The organism is Parabacteroides faecis (genome assembly GCF_014647375.1).
Taxonomy (GTDB): Bacteria; Bacteroidota; Bacteroidia; order Bacteroidales; family Tannerellaceae; genus Parabacteroides; species Parabacteroides faecis.
The window spans coordinates 168,173-187,967 of sequence record NZ_BMPB01000001.1 but is presented as its reverse complement, the minus strand read 5'-3'; the positions used below and the strand labels follow the sequence as shown (position 1 = coordinate 187,967).

13 protein-coding genes are annotated in these 19,795 nt (G+C 45.7%); 1 reads left to right on the top strand and 12 read right to left on the bottom strand.

Features of this window, described 5'->3' with window-relative positions; translation table 11 throughout:
* Positions 1-24: 24 nt before the first annotated feature.
* From IEY67_RS00610 to IEY67_RS00600, 3 genes are read right to left on the bottom strand one after another with little or no spacing between them, the layout of a single operon-like run.
* Complete coding sequence (locus IEY67_RS00610) at positions 25-1,365, bottom strand: TolC family protein (RefSeq protein ID WP_183670460.1); 1,341 nt, start codon at positions 1,363-1,365, stop codon at positions 25-27.
* Positions 1,362-4,391 carry an efflux RND transporter permease subunit gene (locus IEY67_RS00605; protein WP_183670462.1) on the bottom strand — a complete coding sequence of 1,010 codons (3,030 nt, stop codon included), beginning with the start codon at positions 4,389-4,391 and terminating at the stop codon, positions 1,362-1,364. The genes IEY67_RS00610 and IEY67_RS00605 overlap by 4 nt, the downstream gene beginning before the upstream one ends.
* An 8-nt stretch (positions 4,392-4,399) precedes the next feature.
* Positions 4,400-5,497, bottom strand: coding sequence for an efflux RND transporter periplasmic adaptor subunit (locus IEY67_RS00600; RefSeq protein WP_183670464.1), 1,098 nt, complete (start codon positions 5,495-5,497; stop codon positions 4,400-4,402).
* 1,131 nt (positions 5,498-6,628) lie between these two features.
* Here IEY67_RS00600 and IEY67_RS00595 point away from each other — a divergent pair.
* Positions 6,629-10,729, top strand: coding sequence for a DUF6383 domain-containing protein (locus IEY67_RS00595; RefSeq protein ID WP_122375676.1), 4,101 nt, complete (start codon positions 6,629-6,631; stop codon positions 10,727-10,729).
* Positions 10,730-11,050: 321 nt separating this feature from the next.
* Here IEY67_RS00595 and IEY67_RS00590 read toward each other — a convergent pair whose 3' ends face one another.
* The 9 genes from IEY67_RS00590 to gcvH all read right to left on the bottom strand — a co-directional run bounded on the left by IEY67_RS00590 (position 11,051) and on the right by gcvH (position 19,788).
* The gene (locus IEY67_RS00590; RefSeq protein ID WP_183670466.1) at positions 11,051-11,602 is read right to left on the bottom strand and encodes a chromate transporter; all 552 of its coding nucleotides are present in this window, start codon (positions 11,600-11,602) and stop codon (positions 11,051-11,053) included.
* A 1-nt stretch (position 11,603) separates the two neighbouring features.
* Positions 11,604-12,134 carry a chromate transporter gene (locus IEY67_RS00585; protein ID WP_122353140.1) on the bottom strand — a complete coding sequence of 177 codons (531 nt, stop codon included), beginning with the start codon at positions 12,132-12,134 and terminating at the stop codon, positions 11,604-11,606.
* A 342-nt stretch (positions 12,135-12,476) separates the two neighbouring features.
* A complete protein-coding gene (locus tag IEY67_RS00580) occupies positions 12,477-13,775 on the bottom strand; it encodes a murein hydrolase activator EnvC family protein (protein WP_122353139.1) in 1,299 nt (432 codons plus the stop codon).
* Between the two features lie 2 nt (positions 13,776-13,777).
* The gene (gene lolB1 / locus IEY67_RS00575; RefSeq protein ID WP_183670468.1) at positions 13,778-14,632 is read right to left on the bottom strand and encodes a lipoprotein insertase outer membrane protein LolB1; all 855 of its coding nucleotides are present in this window, start codon (positions 14,630-14,632) and stop codon (positions 13,778-13,780) included.
* On the bottom strand, positions 14,629-16,389 hold the full coding sequence (locus IEY67_RS00570; protein ID WP_122353138.1) for a tetratricopeptide repeat protein: 1,761 nt from the start codon (positions 16,387-16,389) through the stop codon (positions 14,629-14,631). The genes lolB1 and IEY67_RS00570 overlap by 4 nt, the downstream gene beginning before the upstream one ends.
* Positions 16,390-16,501: 112 nt before the next feature.
* Entirely contained in the window at positions 16,502-16,936 is a 435-nt protein-coding gene (gene dut, locus IEY67_RS00565) for a dUTP diphosphatase (protein WP_183670470.1), read from the bottom strand.
* A 40-nt stretch (positions 16,937-16,976) separates the two neighbouring features.
* Positions 16,977-18,815, bottom strand: a complete 1,839-nt coding sequence (locus IEY67_RS00560) for a 4-hydroxy-3-methylbut-2-en-1-yl diphosphate synthase (protein WP_183670472.1) — start codon at positions 18,813-18,815, stop codon at positions 16,977-16,979.
* An 85-nt stretch (positions 18,816-18,900) separates the two neighbouring features.
* The gene (gene purE, locus IEY67_RS00555) at positions 18,901-19,407 is read right to left on the bottom strand and encodes a 5-(carboxyamino)imidazole ribonucleotide mutase (RefSeq protein WP_122353135.1); all 507 of its coding nucleotides are present in this window, start codon (positions 19,405-19,407) and stop codon (positions 18,901-18,903) included.
* Complete coding sequence (gene gcvH, locus IEY67_RS00550; protein WP_122353134.1) at positions 19,408-19,788, bottom strand: glycine cleavage system protein GcvH; 381 nt, start codon at positions 19,786-19,788, stop codon at positions 19,408-19,410. It lies immediately after the preceding gene.
* Positions 19,789-19,795 lie beyond the last annotated feature (7 nt).

The window sequence follows — 19,795 nt, the reverse complement described above, 5'->3', positions numbered from 1 at the left end:
GTTCTTATTTGGTTGTCGACTGTTTTAAAAACTGGCTTTCTCCGGCTCCGGCGCCACATAGGTCAGTATCTGGCCGCTTAGTTGCAGGAGAGATATCTCGCATAGCTTGGTGGAGTATTCTGCGATGGATTGCCTTTCTTCTGCTTCCAGCAAGCTTATCTGGGCTTCACGCAGTTCGATACCGGATAATTCTCCCAGTTTATAGCGGTCGATCGCGATACGGTGATTTTCCAGGGCAACGACGACATTGGCTTTTTCCAGGTTCCACAGGCCCAGGTTGTTTTGGTAAGCCATCCACAGGTTGCTCATGTCGGCACGCAGGCCCAGTTCGAGTTCCTGTTTCTTCAACTGGCTGTTTTCGATCTGGATACGGGCGTTGCGGCGTTCACGTCGGCGGTTCAGACCGTCGAACAGATTCAGGCCGACTGTCAGTCCGTAGTTTAGCCCCAGACGTTGCTGCAGGTCGGTTGTTCCGACTTCATACCAGTTAGCGGTGTAGCCGTAACCGGCATTTAGTTTTACATACGGGTAGTCACGGCTTTTCACCTTTTTGTAATCCAGTTCGGAGAGTGACTGGTTTTTTTGGGCGATCAACAGAGAGGCGTTCGATGCCAGGGTACTTTGCCAGAGATCTATTTCGTCCAGAAAGATGTTCGGACGTATTACTGAATCTTTCAAGGCGATCTGTTCGTCTATATTATCAAGCGCCATGAGTTCGTTCAGCCGGATACGGGAAGTATGAACTACTTCCAGCTGGTTCAGGACATTTGAACTGTCGGCATTGAAGTCGACCTGTGCCTGTTGCAGGTCCATACGTGATCCGGAACCGATGTGGTAACGCTCTTCCGCAATACGTACACGCTCACGGGAGAGGTCGAGAGAAGAACGCAGGTTGCGCAATCGGATATGCTGGCGGATCAGGTTGTAATATTCGCCTGAAAGCGTTGCGACAAAATCTTCAATCGTCAGGCGCGTATCCAGCTCACCCATCCGCTTCAATTCTTTAAGACGTGCATATTCTGCCTGGATGCCGAAGCCGTCGAACACGGTCCAGTTCACGTTCAGTCCGATGTCGCCCGTCTCGTTTTTGACACCGTTTTGCTTCTCGGTTGTACCGTCGGCTAATTTGTTACGGTTGTTGTTGACCGAGCCGCTGAATCCGCCGCTCATATCTACCGTCGGCAGATAACCGGCATTACCCAGTGTCGCGTTATTGTTACTGATCAGTTGCTCGTTACGTATGATACGGATGGAATAGTTCCGTTCCAATCCGGTTTCGATGCATTGTTTCAGGCTGTATACTTCCTGTGCCTTGACACTCAGGGTAGCAGAAACAGCCAGTATCATTAATAAGACCTTTTTCATATCTTTTTTGCTCTGTCTGTTGAAATAAAACTATACATGGCCGGAACGATAAACAGGGTAAGGAATGTTGAAACCAACATACCGCCTACTACGGCAATACCCATCGCAATACGTCCCTGTGCACCTTCACCGCTTGCATATACCAGCGGAACCAATCCGAGAATGGTGGATACACTGGTCATCAGGATCGGGCGCAGACGCTGTGTAGAAGCCGAACGGATTGCTTCCGCCATACTCAATCCCGCTTCCTGGCGCTGGTTGGCGAACTCCACGATCAGGATACCGTTCTTCGCCACGAGACCGATCAGCATGATAATACCGATCTGACTGAATATATTCATTGTAATACCCGAGTAGCTCATAAATATCAAAGCTCCGGCAATGGCAAGCGGTACGGTGAACATCACCACAAACGGGTCTTTGAAACTCTCGAACTGGGCGGCAAGTACCAGGTAGATCATTAACAAGGCGAGGATCATGGCGAACATCAGGCTGGAAGAACTTTCGCGGAACTCTTTCGATTCGCCGGAAAGAGCTGTGCGGAAACTTCCGTCCAGTGTCTCAGCCGCGATACGGTCCATTTCGTCCAGGCCGTCGCCGATCGTATATCCTTTGTTCAGACCACTGGATACCGTTGCCGAAACAAAACGGTTGTAGCGGTATAACTGGGGCGGTGCCACGTCCTCAAGCAGGGTGACGAGGTTATCCAGCTGGATCATTGAGCCGTTGTCACTTCGCACATAGATCGACTTCAGATCGAGCGGTGTGTTACGTTGCTGGCGGTTGATCTCGCCCAATATCTGATATTGTTTGCCATTCATATAAAAATACCCCATACGCTGTCCACTCAATGCATATTGTAATGTCTGGGCGATATTACGCGTACTGACTCCCAGGGAGGAAGCCTTGTCGCGGTCGATCTCGATGCGTGTTTCCGGCTTGGTGAATTTCAGGTTCACATCCGCCATCTGAAAGACAGGGCTTTCATTTACTTTTTGCATGAATTCAGGCAGGTGTTCCGCCAGCTTTTCCAGGCTGGGCGCCTGTAGCACATATTGCACAGGCATACCTCCGCGTCGTCCGCCGAAAGTAGACTGTTGCTGGACAAAGGCACGTGCCTGCGTTTCTTTTCGTACGGCAGCCGAGAGTTTTTCTGCTATTTCCATCTGTGAACGCTCGCGCTCTTTGATATCCGGAAGGATCACGCTGATATTGGCATTACTACTGGATGCACGGTTTGTCAGGAACTTACGCTCCGGCGCAATGGAGTCGGCAAGTTCTGCAATCCGGTCGGAATAATCGCGGATAAACTCGAAAGTGGCCCCTTCCTGGGCACGCATATTGATGGAGATGGAAGAGCGGTCTTCCAGCGGTGAAAGTTCAGAACGGATCGTGTTCCAGAAATAGCCGATCGAACCGAACATAATGATCACGATAGGGATAGCCCACCATTTATGGCTCAGGAAATAGTTGAGCGACCAGGCATAAATATTGTTCAACCCTTCGAAGAAAGGCTCGGTTTTTACATACAACCAGTTCTTCTTTTCCCGCCTGCGAAGTAACTTAGTAGCGAGCATCGGGGTAAAGGTTAGGGCAACAAATGAAGAAATCGTCACGGAGCCGGCGATCACGATACTGAACTCCTTGAACAAACGTCCGGTCATCCCTTCCATAAATACGATTGGGAGGAATACCGAAACCAACGTCACGGTCGTTGAGATTACTGCAAAGAAAATTTCTTTCGAACCTTCTATACCTGCCTCTTTCGGATTCATGCCTTGTTCGATACGGACATAGATGTTTTCTGCCACCACGATTGCGTCGTCCACCACCAGTCCTACCGAGAGTACGACTGCCAGCATGGTCAATACGTTGATGGAAAAACCGGAGATATACATGACAAAGAAGGCACCGACCAGCGATACGGGGATAACCACGCAAGGAACCAGCGTAACGCGCCAGTCGCGCAGGAACAGGAAGATGATCAATACCACGAGTGCCAATGCCACATAGATCGTTTCTTCCACTTCGGCAATGGATGCGCGGATGAAACGGGTATTATCATAGATCATTTCGATCGATACATCTTCCGGTAAGTCCTTTTTCAACTGTTCGATACGGTTGTAAGCCTCGTCGGCAATCTCGATATGATTGGCACCCGGCTGGGGCACGATTACACAGATTACCATCGGTTCTCCGTTTTTACGCAGGATACTGCGCAAGTCTTCCGGTGCCAGTTCTGCGCGTCCGACATCTTTGAAGCGGACGATATTATTGGCATCTTCCTTAACGATCAGGTCATCGAACTCTTTCGCTGTATGCATCAGGCCCAGGGTACGGATAGACAGGTCGATCGTATTTCCTTCGATGCTACCGGAGGGTAATTCCACGTTTTCCGCATCTACTGCGTTTTTTACATCCAAAGGGGTAACACCATAACCTGCCATCTTGATCGGGTCGAGCCACAAGCGCATGGAGTAACGTTTTTGTCCCCATATATCTACACCGCTCACATTCGAGATCGTCTGTAAGCGTTCTTTTACGGTTAGTTCAGCTATTTCACTCAACTCCATCAACGAGCGCCGGTTACTTTGTACACCGATTTGCATGATAGGGGTAGCATCGGCATCCGCTTTTGCTACGGTAGGCGGGTCACAGTCGCGCGGCAGATACCGTTGGGCGCGCGAAACCTTGTCGCGCACGTCATTGGCTGCCGTTTCCATATCCACCGACAGTTCGAACTCTACGGTGATACGGCTGCTACCCTGGCTACTGACACTACTTAGTGAACGGATACCCGGGATACCGTTGATGTTTTGTTCCAGCGGTTCCGTGATCTGGTTCATGATAACTTCGGCATTCGCTCCCGGATAGGACACGTTTACCGAAATAATAGGCTGGTCCACACTGGGGAACTCGCGAACCCCCAGGAACTTGTAGCCGATCATACCGAACAGCAGGATGATAAGCATCATTACCGTCGAAAGAACCGGCCTGTTTATACTGGTTTCCGATATATTTGCCATAGGGGAGTTTAATACAGATTATCAATAGTTACATTCATGCCGGTACGGAGCTGCATCACACCGGAAGTTATCAGTGTGTCGCCGGGTTGTATACCTTTGAGCACCTGTACGTGGCTTTCGGTACGCAAACCGATCTCGATCTCTGCCGGGTCGGCTACCCCGTTCTTGTAGAGGTAAACGACATTCTTTCCCATTTCCGGGATCAACGCTTCGCTCGGGATAGCCAATGCGTCTTTGATCTCGCGTTTGGTGATCTCGACGGATGTGTAACGTCCGGGGAAAATCGCTTCGTTCGTGTTCGGATAGGTAGCGCGTACTTTCAGGGTACGGGTGGTCATGTCCATTTTACTCTCGACCGCATATACTTTTGCATTATAGTTGCGCATGATACCGTTCGAGTCTTCTAGGCGGAAGACGATCATTGTCCCGTTACTCACATCATTCGCATATCTTTCAGGGATGGAGAACTCGATTTTCAACGGAGATATTTTGGTCAGCTTGGTAATGACGGTGGTAGGAGACACGTAAGCACCTTCACTGACTGAACGCAGGCCGATGATGCCGTCGAAAGGGGCACGCAGTTCGGTTTGCAGGATATTGGCTTTCACCAGGTCGATATCGGCCATCAGCTTTTCGTATTCGGTAGTCACCTGTTCATAGGCTTCCTGGCTGACCGCATCTTTCTCCAGCAAAGTGCGCTGGCGGTATACCCGGTCTTTTGCCAGAGGGATCTGGGCTTCCAGTTTCCTGAGCTGGGCTTGTAAGGGTTTATCATTGATCTTGGCCAGCAGGTCACCGGCTTTTACATGTGTTCCCTCGGTGAAATAGATATTCACCACTTTTCCGGACGATTCGAAGGATAAGTCTACTTCTTCGTCGGGAATGATACTGCCTGTACTGATTACTTTATCGGTCAGCGATTGGAATTTCAACACTTCGGCGTTGATGTTCAGCACCTGCTTACGTACGCTTGTTCCCGGTGCGGGAGCCACATTGGAATCCTTGCCGGATGCTGTCAACTGGTTCTTAATCTGTGGATAAGCAATCATTCCTGCAATCATCAGAAAAATTGCGGCGGTAACGCCCCACTTCACTCTCTTCGTCATATTTTCAATGGTATCTACTTTAAAAACTTATCAATAGGCATGTAAATATACACAACTCAACCGAGATATAGACAAGAGAGATAAAAAAAGGTTTAATCAGTGTGGATAAATATCTGTTTTTTGCATGAGATATAATTCCAGATAGCCCTATAGTCTCCCTTGATATAGCATAGTAGTCTAAGCAATGGTAGCACAGTAGTGCTGACGGGATAACACTATAGTACTATCGGTCACACCTATCGTTTTTACCACCTACAGGAACTTTTTTACAATCACCCTTCAGCTTTCAGTTCTCTATCACACTTTTATTTTCAATGGATTTGGTCTGAAGGCTCCAGTAAAAAAGAAATAAACTCAGACCTTTAGTCCGACAAATAAGCGTACATATTTCTTCGTGCTGATGCCTATGTTTTTCCGAACAAGTAGGCAGTGAACAAATAACGGATGTTTATTCTTTCGAAGGTGCTGGGGCTGCTTTTTCAGGCGGGTGTACCATTTGCTGACCTTTCAGTGTTACTTATTAAATATCAAATGTTTAAAAGGGATGAAGCCTGAAACGATGATTATAAAAACTCTCTGAGGAAAGCAATCGACACAAATATCGGGGGTGTTGTGGTTATCCCCAGAGAATATCGAGTGATTCGGAGATCGGATGAGTCGTTTTTGATGCGATTAACGATAGTTAACAATCGCTTTTCAAAAAACACCTTTTACCCAACGAGTGCTAATCGGCCTGAAAATGAGTAGGGATCGGGGTTTTGGCGGGTAGGCATCCATTTTAGACGAATAAGCATCGAGTTAAATATTTGCGAGGGTGATAATTTATATACGCTTTGAAATATAAGGCTAGAATGGTTATTGTAATGACTAAAAAAAACGTTCCTTTTTTCTCGCCAGCAAAGTTAGATATAAGTTTTAAACCTACAATTCTTTCTCATAATTTTTTTTCAATCCTATCCTCTTTCTTATCAATTGAATAGCAATTAGAGTACAAAAATAGTACTTCTTATTACCAAGGCAAAATACTACCTAAAAAATGACGAGAAAAAAGGAACGTTTTCTCTAGTCATTATTATAGAATCAATCAAATTTGAGACATATAAATAAAGTATTAATTAAAAAAGAATTCGTATGCGAAACTTTACTAAAACAAAAGTGCTAACTATTAGTGCTATGTTAGTTTTGGGCACAGCATCGGTATTTGGACAGGTAGAAAATGCTCCTGCATGGGCTGCCACCGAATATGCGGGTTTGACTGCTGCTCAAAAACCTATTTTGTATGAAGCCGAAGGCAATGACGTTCTACCGGGTTTCCCTGGTAAGGCTTTAAAAACTGTAGATGGAAAGAAAGTTTGGGGTAATGGTGTTTATTTCCGTGCTTTTAATAAGGACGTAGATGATGTATATTATCCTAATATTACCGAAAAGCCGACAAACAATTATACCACTACTACGGTATGGCAAAGTGGTACTGACTCTTTAGGAATCTTCTTGGGTGACAGTCAGAGTGGTGAGTTGATGTTCGATTTGTCAACTAAGTATATGACAAATGTACGTGAACTGAAAGTTAAGTTAAGTGCTGAGAACTTCGGTTTGGCTGCAACTTCTTCTGCAGATTGGCATATTAAAGTTGCTGTATTTGATTTGGAAGGTAATCCAGTAAAGAGAAGTGAAATATTGAAAAATGGTTCTGCTTCTGCTGATGCTGAATTTAAATCTGACGGTGCAATCTTTAAAACAGGAGCTGCTGATGTAGAAGATAAAGTAATCAATTTGTTCGATGTTGTAACTGATCCGATTACTGATGCAAGGATGTTTATTGAAGGTTCTTTGGATAACAAGTTGATCCAGGTGACCTTGTGGTCTGATTTTGTTGAAATTAAGGATGTAGAAGAGACTGCTTCTAAGAGCCATTTTGCTCCGGCATTGGTTGTTAGTGGTTTCCAGATGAATTTCGACGAACCGACTTTGGCTTTGACTGCTGATGTAACATCTTTCGAAGCTGGTTTAGGCTTAATTAGCTGTACAAATGGTACTTTGGCGTTGAGCGCAGAAAATGTTAAATTACCTGCTAAAACAACTGCTGAAAATGCTTTTGTATGGACAAACGTAACAAATAACAACGATGTTGTTCGTGCTGAATTTGAAAAAGAATCAGATGGCGCTAAGTTGGAAGATAAAGTAACATATGATTTCCAACCGAAATCAATCGCTACTTTCTCTGGAAAATATGCTGCTAAGTTACCAGAAACAGATGTATTGAATCCTATCCGTTTGTCTGCTGAAACAGGATTAATTTCTGCAAACTCTGTTCCTGAATTAGCTTTCGCTAAAGATCATATCTTTTTCAATGAAAATTGCCAGACACAAGAAGTAGAAGTTGTGGGTAAGAATATTCCTGATCAGAAAACATATCCGATGGATTTCTTGGCATATGAAAAGATGACTTCTGATCAGTGGACTTCATATGGTAAAGTGAAAATAACTGACGGTATTAAATATTCTTCATGTGGTGTAATAGAAGAAGGTTCTAAATTGACTTTAGCGTTGAGAGAATGGACTAACGACATCACTCGTGAAGAAGCATGGAAAATCGCAGTGAATGCAGACTACAAACCGTTAGGTTTTGATGCTTATGGAAAATTCGGCTGGACATTGGCTGCTGCTAGAGTTGGCGCATTGTGGCTGACTTATGAAGGCGAAAACTTTGACGGTACAGTAGGTCGTTATACTGCCGACAATGTATTCTTTGCTCCTTATAATAAGAAAGATGCATTGGATAACTCTCGTTATGCTTCACGTGTTAAGAAATTGGTGTTGCATGGTAGCGAATTGAAACCTACAGGAAATGACGGTATCGCTAAAGTTCGTATAACTTTGCAGAATCTGAATCTTAGTGGAAATAATGAGAATGCTACAGATAACCAGGAATTCCGCTTCAAATTGAGTGAAGATGCTGCTTGGGTAAACAACAATACGGATACATTGGAAATCAGCATCAATACATTGGACGATGCTAAGATGAAACAGTTCCGTGAAGAAGGTCTTCCTATTTATGTACAGTTCGTTCCGAATAAGGATGGTTTCCTAGATCCTGAAAAAGCAAATGTTAAGGAATGGAATCCTGATACATATGAATTACAAGTTTGGGCTGTAGGTGTTGAGTCTGAAAGCAATTGCCCGTTATGTGGTGTTGGTGTAGTAGCAGGTTTATATGGTGATACTCGTGCTAATTTGTGGAGTAATATCAATAACTTGAGTCTCATTGAAGAAATGCACAACTCTTATCGTCCTTCATTTGGTACAAATTTACCGAACTTAGTATATCCTGAATTCCAGAAATACTTTGGTAAAGTATATCAGGATGAATGTGATTACGTAAACCCATTGGCAGTAGACTCATTCTACGTAGCTGGTTACAACTTGGAAAAAGTAGTTAATGTAACTCGTAAAGCGAATGTAAGCGCATATCCGAATGCATTTACTTATGTAATCAAGGATATGTTGAATGATGGTGCAGCCGTTGATAAACTGACTCCGAACCAATATGGTGAAGTGTTAGGTTTAGTGGTTGTAACATTCAACCAGGCTACTAAAAACGGAGCTATGCATAGAGCTGAAGATTTGTTCACTGTTAAGTCTAACGAAAATGTAATGACTTGGACAGACGGTGAGTTGAATCCGTTAGAACAGTTTAATTATATGCACTATGTAAACGAAGGTGGAGTATATGGTTTCATTTACAAACCGGAAATTACAATCACTCCTGCGGGAGACATTACTGCTAATGTAGATGAAGAAGCTAATGTGAATGTAGTTATTGAAGGTAAAGAATTCAACCCGCTGACTGCAACAGAAGCTATTAAGGTTTCTTTGGGTACAGTAAATTATGATAACCCATTTACTTTGACAGCTCCGGCAAATGTGAAGGTTGATGTGAACGGTTCTTTCACTACTACTGCTACTGTTAAGTATGCTCCGACCGCTGCTACAGCATGTGCAAAAGAAAATGTATTGATCGTAGAGGCTAACTGCTTAACGAATGATTTGGCAATTGCTGGAGAACCGACTGTTGGAGATGAACTTCCTGTATTGCAACCGATGGTACACGGTGATATCGACGGTGCAACAGCTGTCTTGAAATGGGAAGGTATTCCGGGTGCTGACTATTATGTAGTACAGGTAGGTCACTTGGCTCCGAAGAATACATCTAAGAATGTCTTCATGTCTGAAGTATTGGCTAAGAGTAAAGGTTCTAACCAAAATAACGATATTTTGTCTGTAGAGTTGTTCAACGGTACAGGTAAAGTAATCAATCCTAAAATGATTGTTAACTATTATCTGAAAGTAGTTCGTACAGATAAAGCTGGTGACGAAGAAGTATATTATGGTCACTTCAAGAATACAACTATCAATACATTCAATCTGCAAGGCGGTTGGACAAACAGTGCTGTGATCATCAGTGAATTCCGCGATAAGAAGGGTACAGATGAAAACGCAGGTAACCTTGTAAACATCACAATTAGCGATCAGTATCGTTATAATGTATATCTGATGGAAGGTGAAAATCAGATTGACGTCTTCACATTCGGTGAAGCTGGTGCTCACTTAGCTCGTAAGGCTTATAATGGTATGCCTGAAAACCAGGGTGAATTCAACATCACTGACTGGGAAACTATCAATACTTCTTTAGTTGATGGCAACGGTAATGCTTCTTATTGGTGGGAAGGTCCTGAAAACGTAGAGTTCAACTTGGTTGATGGTGCAGAATCTGTAAAAATTCATGCTGGTAACGAAGCTAACTATACGAAGGATGGCAAATACTTAACTGTAAATGTTAAGAACATGAAGCCGAATAGCTTATATGATGTAACAGTTACTGCTTATCATCCTTGTCTGTTTGCTGATGGTAAAACTTTGTTAGCACAAGAATTCATTCCTACTTCTCAGTTCGTTGGTGATAATGTAGGTGAAATTGAAATCGAAGTTGGCAAAGAAGGTACTATTACAGCTAACGATGAAATCAATGCTTCTGCTGTGAAGGTTGTTGCTGGCGAAGGTCAGATCACAATTGTTGGTGCAGCAGGTAAGAGAGTAGCTATCAACAATCTGCTGGGTCAGACAATTGCTAATACTGTTATCACTTCTGATGACGCTGTTATCAAAGCTCCTGCAGGTGTAGTTGTAGTAGCTGTTGAAGGAGAAACAACAGTTAAAGCTATCGTAAAATAAGACATTTATAATCAATAAATTAGAGTTGACTGCGTGATTCCGTAAGGAATCAATTACCCTGCGACAGGCGAACAAGCGGTCAGTATTAATACTAAAGTAATGAAATAAAGTTCTTCTGTTCTAGCTCTGTGAAGAGCGAAGACAGGCAAAACAAAGCCCCGGCGGAATTTTCTGTCGGGGCTTTCGTTATAGGATAGGAAAACAGAACAGGATCACTGGAAGTGAAACGACACTCCTTTACGGAGTAAATATCATAATATGATGAACGAAGATTTGATCAAAAAATGTTTCCAACCCAAGAGATACAGGATGATTTCCTGGTTACCAGTACAATATCAACCCCGCAACCCCTGCCAATACAATCATCAGGATGGGGTGAACTTTGAACTTCCAGGTAAGGATAAAGGCGGCACCAAAGATCAGGAAACTTTTGTAATCGATGAAGTTTTCTTTGTTCATCAGCATTAATGCGGCAGCGGCTATCAGTCCTACAGTTGCAGGTCGTAAGCCTGTGAAAGCGGCAACGACATATTTATTGTTCTTGAACTTGGCGAAGAAATAAGAGATGACCAATACGAGTATGAACGACGGCAGACACACGGCAAATGTGGTCAGGCACGAACCGAGAACAGCCATGAACGGTGAATATCCGGCGTTGTGAATGGCGGTGTAACCGATATAAGTCGCACTGTTGATCCCGATGGGGCCTGGCGTCATCTGTGAGATGGCCACGATATCCGTAAATTCCTGTAGAGAAATCCATTTATAACGGTCTACAACATCTGCCTGTATCAGTGAGAGCATGGCATATCCGCCACCAAAACCGAAGATTCCGATCTTCAGATAGACATAAAGTAACTGAAACCAGATCATATCAATTTTTCTTTATCTTTAAACCATACACTAATCCTCCGGCAATAGCTACCAGAATGATCCATACCGGCGAAACTCCTCCCATCCAGATAAGCAACGCGGCAGCAACAGGGATCAGCATCGAAACATAAGTCAATTTGATGGAACGTGCCGTAGTGATACACGGTACGGCGATCAACGCCACGACGGCTGGGCGTAAACCTTTAAATATCTTCTCCACCCATTCGTTATCCTGAACTTGGGTAAAGAACGTGGCAATCAGCAGGATGATCAGGAAAGACGGCAGGATCGTACCGAGGGCACAGACTACGCTTCCCATACTTTTCTTCAGTTTATAGCCGACGAAGATGGAGATATTTACAGCGAAGATCCCCGGTAATGACTGTGCGACGGAGAACAAATCTATGAAATCTTCTTTTGATAACCAGCCGCGGTCCACTACCTCCCGCTGTATCAACGGCAACATGGCATATCCGCCGCCTATTGTACCCACACCTATTTTTAGGAAAGTTAGAAAGAGCGTCAAATACATAATTTTTCTTTTTGAAAATCGGTGACAAAGATAGGGAATATTTTTTAGTTGACAGTTGACAAGTGACAGTTGACAGTTATTATCAGATGTGAGTCTATTCAGATCGCATTAGGGGACGCAGAATACGCAGATGCTCGCAGACTTTTTATTTTCTTTAAAACAAATATATTATCTGCGTTTATCTGCGCTCGTCTGCGTCATCTGCGTTCCTTAATACAAACTGGATATATAGCTCATATCTTCCTAAATTGGCACATGGACATATTGCCACATTGACTCAAATCTTTCTATGTATAATCGCGAAGCCTAACTGTCCACTGTCACTTGTCAATTGTCAACTGCTTAGTCGAGCCAGGGAGACGGATTGAGTTTGGTCTTCTCTTTCCAAAGCTGGAAATGCAGGATCGTGGCATTGCCGTTTTCCGTATCGGTAAAAATCTTGCCGATAGCCTGGCGGGTGCTGACCTTGTCGCCGGCTTTTACATATACCTGGCTCAGATTACTGTAAACGGTCAGGTAGTTACCGTGACGTATGATGACAGAGTTGTTGTAGCCCGGAACAACGAACACGCGGGTCACTTCGCCATTGAATACAGTACGGGCATCAGCTCCCGGAGTAGTCTGAATGTCGATACCGCTATTGTTGGTACGTACATATTTTAATTCCTGATGTTGCTGTTCGCCGAAAGTGCCGACAATGGTGTAACGTCCTGCAACAGGGAATGGCAGGCGGCCACGGTTACCGGCAAAGTCGTCGGAAAGTTTTTTCTCCGCCCTGGTCATGGCATAGCCGCCTTTGGTTTCGGCAACACGTTCTTCCTGTACAGGCTCTTTGACCGGCTCTTTGCCTTCCGCTTTCGCTTTTTCACGGGCACGGCGCTCACGTTCGCGGGCAGCCTTTGCTTCTGCTTCGGCACGGGCTATTTCCTCGGCTATCTGTTTTTCGATCTGACGGTTCAGCGCGTTGGCTTGTTGTTGTTTCTTACGGAGTTCCTCTTTCAGTTCCTTTTGTTTCTTGCTGAGTTGCTGCACTTCGGCTTTCTGGCTGGTTTCCTCGGTCTGCAGTTTCTGGCTTTCCTGTTCGCGGGTGCCCAGCAGTGCATTCTTTTCGGAACGTGTTTTTTCCAGTTCTTTCTGTTTGAGGGTTATCTCGGTTTGTTTGTCGATGATCTCGGTGGCCTGCAACTTTTGCCAGTCGGCATATTCGCGCAGATAACGCATGCGGCGCATGGATTGGGCGAAATTATCGGCAGAGAGAATAAAGAGCAGCTTGTCTTGCGAGCTACGCCGTTTATACATGCTTTGCACGGACTTGCCGTAGTTATTCCGTTTTCCGTCCAGTTCCTTTTCCAGTTTTGTGATTTCGCGGCGGGATGCGGTGATCTGGTTGTCCAGTTCGCTTACCTCCTGGTTAAGCAGGCTGATCACTTTCTTTCGGGAGAGGATCTGCTGTGAAAGAAGATTCAGACGGTTGAGAGAGTTCTGCGCCGTCTGGGTCGTTTCCTGCAATAGCTGGTTTGTCATCTCGATTTCGGCCAGCGCCTTTTTTCGCTGTTCTTCAAGCTGTCTCACCCGGGCGGACTTCTGGCCGAAGGCGGTCAGGGCAGATAACGTGAATATGACAAACCAAATATACTTCATCTCTATTTCTGACTGTTACTGATTGACTTTATGATCTGTGCAAAGGTAATACGTTTATATTTAGCCGGAATGGAAAAGTCCAGGTTTACCGGTATATTTGTCTGTATGCGGGAGAAGCGGAAAGCGATCCCTCCCTGTGAGGAGCCGTTTGCCAGGACTTGTACGTCCATCAGCATCGGGAACGGTTGTCCTTCTGTCAGGCGAAAATCTGTATAATCCCATTGCAGAGCGTATTGTTCGGACGGGTCGGTGATATAGGTGGAAAGTAACTTCTCTTCACCGTCGGCAAAGAATGTATAAAGCAATCCGATAGAATCCTTGATCTTGATCTCTGCGGTCGAACCTTCCTGGTTCAGCTTGAAGCGTTTGAACTGTTTCGGCTCGATATATTGTTTTCCGGGCAGGAAGATATGATTGGTGAACAATGCCTGCAGGTTATAGAAGTTGAACTCGATCGGGGTCTGTCCTTTCAGATCGGCGTAGCGTTCGGCTACATATCGTTTATTCATGCGGTCTACTACTTTTATGCTGTCGACTGTAAATTCGGCACGGAAAACCTCGATACCCAGAAACGGTTGGACTGATAACTGAAATGCACTGTCTTTGACCATCTTCAGGTCCACACGTGAACTCATGTTATTTTTAGTGCCCTTCAGTTCCGCATTCAGACGGGCGGTCATCGTATTGAACTGAAAAGAATGCTCTTCCATCGCTTCAAAGAACTCGTCGTGTGCTTTGGTACTTCCGGAGGCTACTGTTCCGACTTTCTTGGATGATTTACAGCCGGACAGGATCAGCAAGAAACACAGGATCACAAGAGCTGGCAGTTGTACTCGCTTTATTAACGGGGTTCTCATTTGGCTTCCTCCTCTTCGATATATTTACCTTCTATGATTTTACGGTCGAGTGTCTCGCTTTCTTTTCCCATTTCACGGGCTTTCTTCCATTGAGCTATGGCACCGTCCTTATCTCCTGTCATAAACAGGATATCCCCGTAATGGTCTACCAGTTCCGCACTTTTGGTCGTATCTTTTTCCAGTGCGCTTTCGATGTATATCTTGGCAAGGGTATAGTTACCCTGTACGAAGAAAATCCAGGCGTATGTATCCAGGTAAGTTGCATTGTCCGGTTCGAGCTTGATACATTGTGCGCTCATACGTTCTGCCTTTTTCAGGTCCTTTTTATCCAGGGACAGGAAGTAAGCATAGTTGTTGAGGACAACGATGTTGTTGTCGTTATATTTCAGAGCCTCGTCGTATGCTTTGTATGTCTGGTCCATCTGTTTCATCTGATAGTAGATATCGCCGATCTGACCGTAGAAGTCCGACTTTAACCGCGGATTCTCCGCCGGGATAATGTTGATACCTGCATAATAGGTGTTCAGAGCCTCCTGATATTTTTCCTGCTGATAATAGGCAATACCCAGGTAGAAATAATATTCGGGGGCATCCGGGAATAGTTCCTGGCATTTGGTACAGATACGGATTACTTCAGGGATATCTTCGGCTTTCAGCGACATGTTCAGCAATTGCTGCCAGGCTGCTGCATTCTCTGGCTCCATCTCTGTGACGAGTTGGAACTGGAAACGGGCTTCGTCTGTTTTACCCTGCGCGATCAGAAGACTGCCGTACATCTGTTTCAGGTCGGTATCTTCGGGATGCTGCTCCAGCAAAGTCTGGAACAAGGTATTGGCACTATCCGTCCCTTTCTGCGTCTGTTGCAGTTTCAGGATATAACGGGAGAGGATGGCGACTTTGGTCTCTACATCCAGCTTCTCGTTGATCAAGGCATTGCGTATCTGAGTTTCGGCAGCATCTTTATTGCCGGTCGCTTCGTAATAGTTGGCCATGGATACGATGTAATAGGGGTTACCCGGATCGATCTCATGGGCTTTGTCATAATAAGAACGGGCTTTTACCGTGTCGTTCTTTTCCAGGTGCAGGTCTCCGAGGATGATCTGGTAGCGTGCCTCCATCGGATATTTGGCTGCCAGTTTCTCTATTTCTTTGAAGGCGGCATCCGATTGCTCCAGTTGGGTGTATAGTTTATATTTCTGCATGGAAAGAGCTTCGTTCATGCCGATGGACGATTCGAGGGCATTATAAGCATCGATCGCTTTGCCGATCTCACCTTCCTGGGTCAGGGCTTCTGCCAGGTAGTAATTCAGTTCGGTCTTTCCGGGAAAGGCTTTCACCAGTTTCTCGTATTCTGCAGCAGCTTCTCCGTACATACCCAGGTTGCGGCTGATTGTAGCCAAAGCCATCCGGTAAGTGAAGTTGTCTGTGCTGTTATCCACTGCACGCTGTAACATATCGACTGCCTTTTCCGGGCGGTTCATCTGCACGTAGAACGATGAAAGTTCGTACAGTACAGGAGATGCCGTAGAGTCGATGGCGAGACAGTAGTTGAATGCATCAAAAGCGGCATCGAATTTTCCGGCAGTCTTCAGGTTCAGTCCTTCGAAGAAGAAATAGTCGAATTTTCTCCGTTCAGCATCATTTAATTCTTTAGCCTTAGTGGGAGTTTCTTTCCGGGTCTCTTCTGCATGCAGCGAATTGATCCCGGTAAGCAGGAAGAGTGAAAAGAGTATCCCGTATATTACTTGTTTCAGCATATATTCGTTTTCTATATTTTATCACGTATCTAATTTTATACGATAATCATATACGGTCATCGTATAAAGGAGTATACGACAGTCGTATAGTAGTATCACATACGATGTCCGTTTATTCTTTCCCGGTATGTCCGAAGCCACCGGCGCCGCGTTCGGTATCGTCGAGCACTTCCACCGGTTTCCAGTTTACCTGGTTGAAAGTAGCGATCACCATCTGGCAGATACGTTCTCCGTCATTTACGGTAAAAGGCTCGGAGGAAAGGTTGACCAGGATAATACCGATCTCACCGCGATAATCTGCATCAATCGTTCCCGGTGTGTTCAGTAGAGTGATACCATGTTTCAAGGCCAGGCCGCTGCGGGGGCGCATCTGTGCTTCGTATCCTTCCGGCAAAGCAATATATAATCCTGTCGGGATCAATTTGCGTTCCAATGGTTTCAGCACTACAGGCTCTGTCAGGTTTGCACGAATATCCATGCCTGCAGACAATTCTGTCGCATAGGCAGGGAGTGGGTGATGGGATTTATTAATTATCTTTACTTCCATTATTATATCTTGATTTTGAGGGACGAAGATAGTACAAATATCAGTTCTGCCAGTCTCCGTTCTCTTTTATTAACTGAACTAAACGTTCTACAGCATCTTCTTCGGGGATGTTTTTCAACACGCATTCTTTACCTTTGTACAGGCTGATCTGTCCGCGTCCGGCACCGACATAGCCGTAATCGGCATCTGCCATTTCTCCGGGACCGTTTACAATACAACCCATGATGCCGATCTTCAGCCCTTTCAGGTGTGAGGTAGCTTCTTTGATGCGGGCAATGGTCGTTTGCAGGTCGTAGAGTGTACGTCCGCAACTCGGGCAGGAGATATATTCTGTTTTACTGATGCGTGAACGGGTTGCCTGCAGGATACCGAACATGTAACTGTCGATGCATGAAGCTTCGATCCTCTGATTATGAATCATGATGCCGTCGCCGAAACCGTCCAGCAGCAATGTGCCGAAATCGGCAGCCGCTTTTAGCTGTAAGGTCTCCTTGTCTGTCTCGTGATAGTCGCGGTGCAGGACGACAGGGATATCGCAACCGGCAACCAGCAGTTTGTGCATGGCGGCACGTTGTGATCCGACACCGTTCCGGTGGTGGGTACTCAGGACTACCACGGCTGTTTTATCTTGTTTCAGTATCTCCAGTGTCTGATCTGTCAGGTCATTGTAGGTCAGGCGGATGAATTTCAGCGGAGAGTTGAACTCTTTCATCTCTTCTATTTCGGAAGCGATGAAATAAGGGTATGCGTTGGGACGTTCTTTCCAGAAATGGGCATCTACCAGCAGGCGGAATGTGTCCGGAAGATTGTCCGGGTCTTCCTTGCCGATGTAAATATAGTCGGGCAGGGAAGAGTAGTCAAATTCAAAATCGCCGTTACTTCGGTCAGAGATAACGACAGGAGGAAAATTACCTCCGATAGCTTCTGTCACGCGGCTGATTCGGCGTGTGGCTGTTACCGGGTCGTATCCGGGGGCGGGAGAGGCAGCGATCGGCCTGTGCTCCCGACGTTCCAATATGTAATCGACCAGTTTGCGGGCGACAGGTATTTCTGCCTCGGGATCTTCGCTGAGGGATACGCGGATGGTATCGCCTATTCCGTCGGTCAGCAGGGTACCGATGCCGACAGCGCTTTTGATGCGGCCGTCTTCGCCGTCACCGGCTTCGGTCACTCCCAGATGAAGCGGATAGTGCATGTTTTCTGCGTCCATGGTACGGACGAGCAGGCGTACGGTACGTACCATGACTACCGTATTGGAGGCTTTGATGGAAATCACCACGTCCGGGAAATTCTCATCCCGGCAGATACGCAGGAATTCCATGCAGGAGGCTACCATTCCTTCAGGGGTATCACCATACCGGCTCATGATACGGTCGGATAGTGAACCATGATTTACGCCAATGCGGATGGCGGTTCCGTGTTTTTTACAAATCTCCAGGAAAGGGACAAAACGGTCGCGTATCTTCTGTAATTCGGCGGCATATTCTTCGTCGGTATATTCCAGAAGGTCAAATGTTTTTACTTTATCAACATAGTTCCCGGGGTTGATGCGTACTTTTTCCACCTCTTCGGCTGCGGCGTCGGCAGCCCTGGGGTTGAAATGGATATCGGCAACAAGAGGAGTGGTGTATCCCTGCGTTCTCAGCTCTTTCCGGATCTCGCCCAGATTACGGGCTTCCCGTTCACCCTGTGCGGTGAAACGTACATATTCGGCTCCGGCATCGATCATACGGATGGCCTGGCGGACGGATGCTTCGGTATCCATGGTGGATACATTGGCCATAGATTGGATACGTATCGGGTTCTCACCTCCCAGCGGAGTGTTTCCTATATTGACAACAGATGATTTACGGCGACTGTAATTAAAAAAATGTTCCATTTTTCCAGTTGGCAAGTGACAGTTGACAGTTGACAGTTCCGGCAGCGTGAAATCTGTCAACTGTCACTTGTCAACTGTCGACTAATTAATTCGTTTTGTATTTAAAAGATACTTTTGCTAACTCTTCGTTTGCTTTTACGATCTTTTTCTTCAGATTTTCCTTGTAGTCGGCCAGCTTACCCTGAAGTTGTTCGTCTCCAACAGCAAGCATCTGAACTGCCAGGATTCCGGCGTTTAGTGCTCCGTTGATACCGACTGTGGCAACAGGTATTCCCGGAGGCATCTGTACGATAGCCAACAAGGCATCCATGCCGTCGAGTGTAGAGTTGATGGGAACACCGATTACCGGAAGGGTAGTCATAGAAGCGATCACTCCGCATAAATGCGCTGCCATACCGGCCGCAGCAATAATAACTTTGATACCGCGGTCTTTGGCTCCTTTGGCAAAAGCTTCTACTTCTGCCGGGGTACGGTGTGCAGACAACGCATGGATTTCGAACGGGATCTCCATCTCGTCCAGCAATTTGGCCGCTTTTTCCATTACGGGCAGGTCGGAAGTACTGCCCATGATAATACTTACTACAGGTGTCATTTATTTTGCGATCAATTGTTCGTATTCAGCAGCAGACAACAAGTCGTCCAGTTCAGAAGGATCGGAGATGGAGATCTTGATCAACCAGCCGTTTCCGTAAACGTCTTCGTTCACCAGTTCGGGTTTGTCGTCCAGTTCAGAGTTGCCCTGGATCACTTCTCCGCTTACCGGCATGAACAGGTCGGAAACAGTCTTTACAGCTTCGATAGTACCGAAAACTTCTTCTCTGGCAACTACTTCGCCTTCTGTAGTGATGTCTACATAAACGATTTCGCCCAATTCGCTCTGAGCGTAGTCAGTGATACCAACATAGGCAACGGCGCCGTCAACACGAATCCATTCGTGATCTTTTGTGTACTTTAAATCAGCAGGAAAGTTCATAACTTTA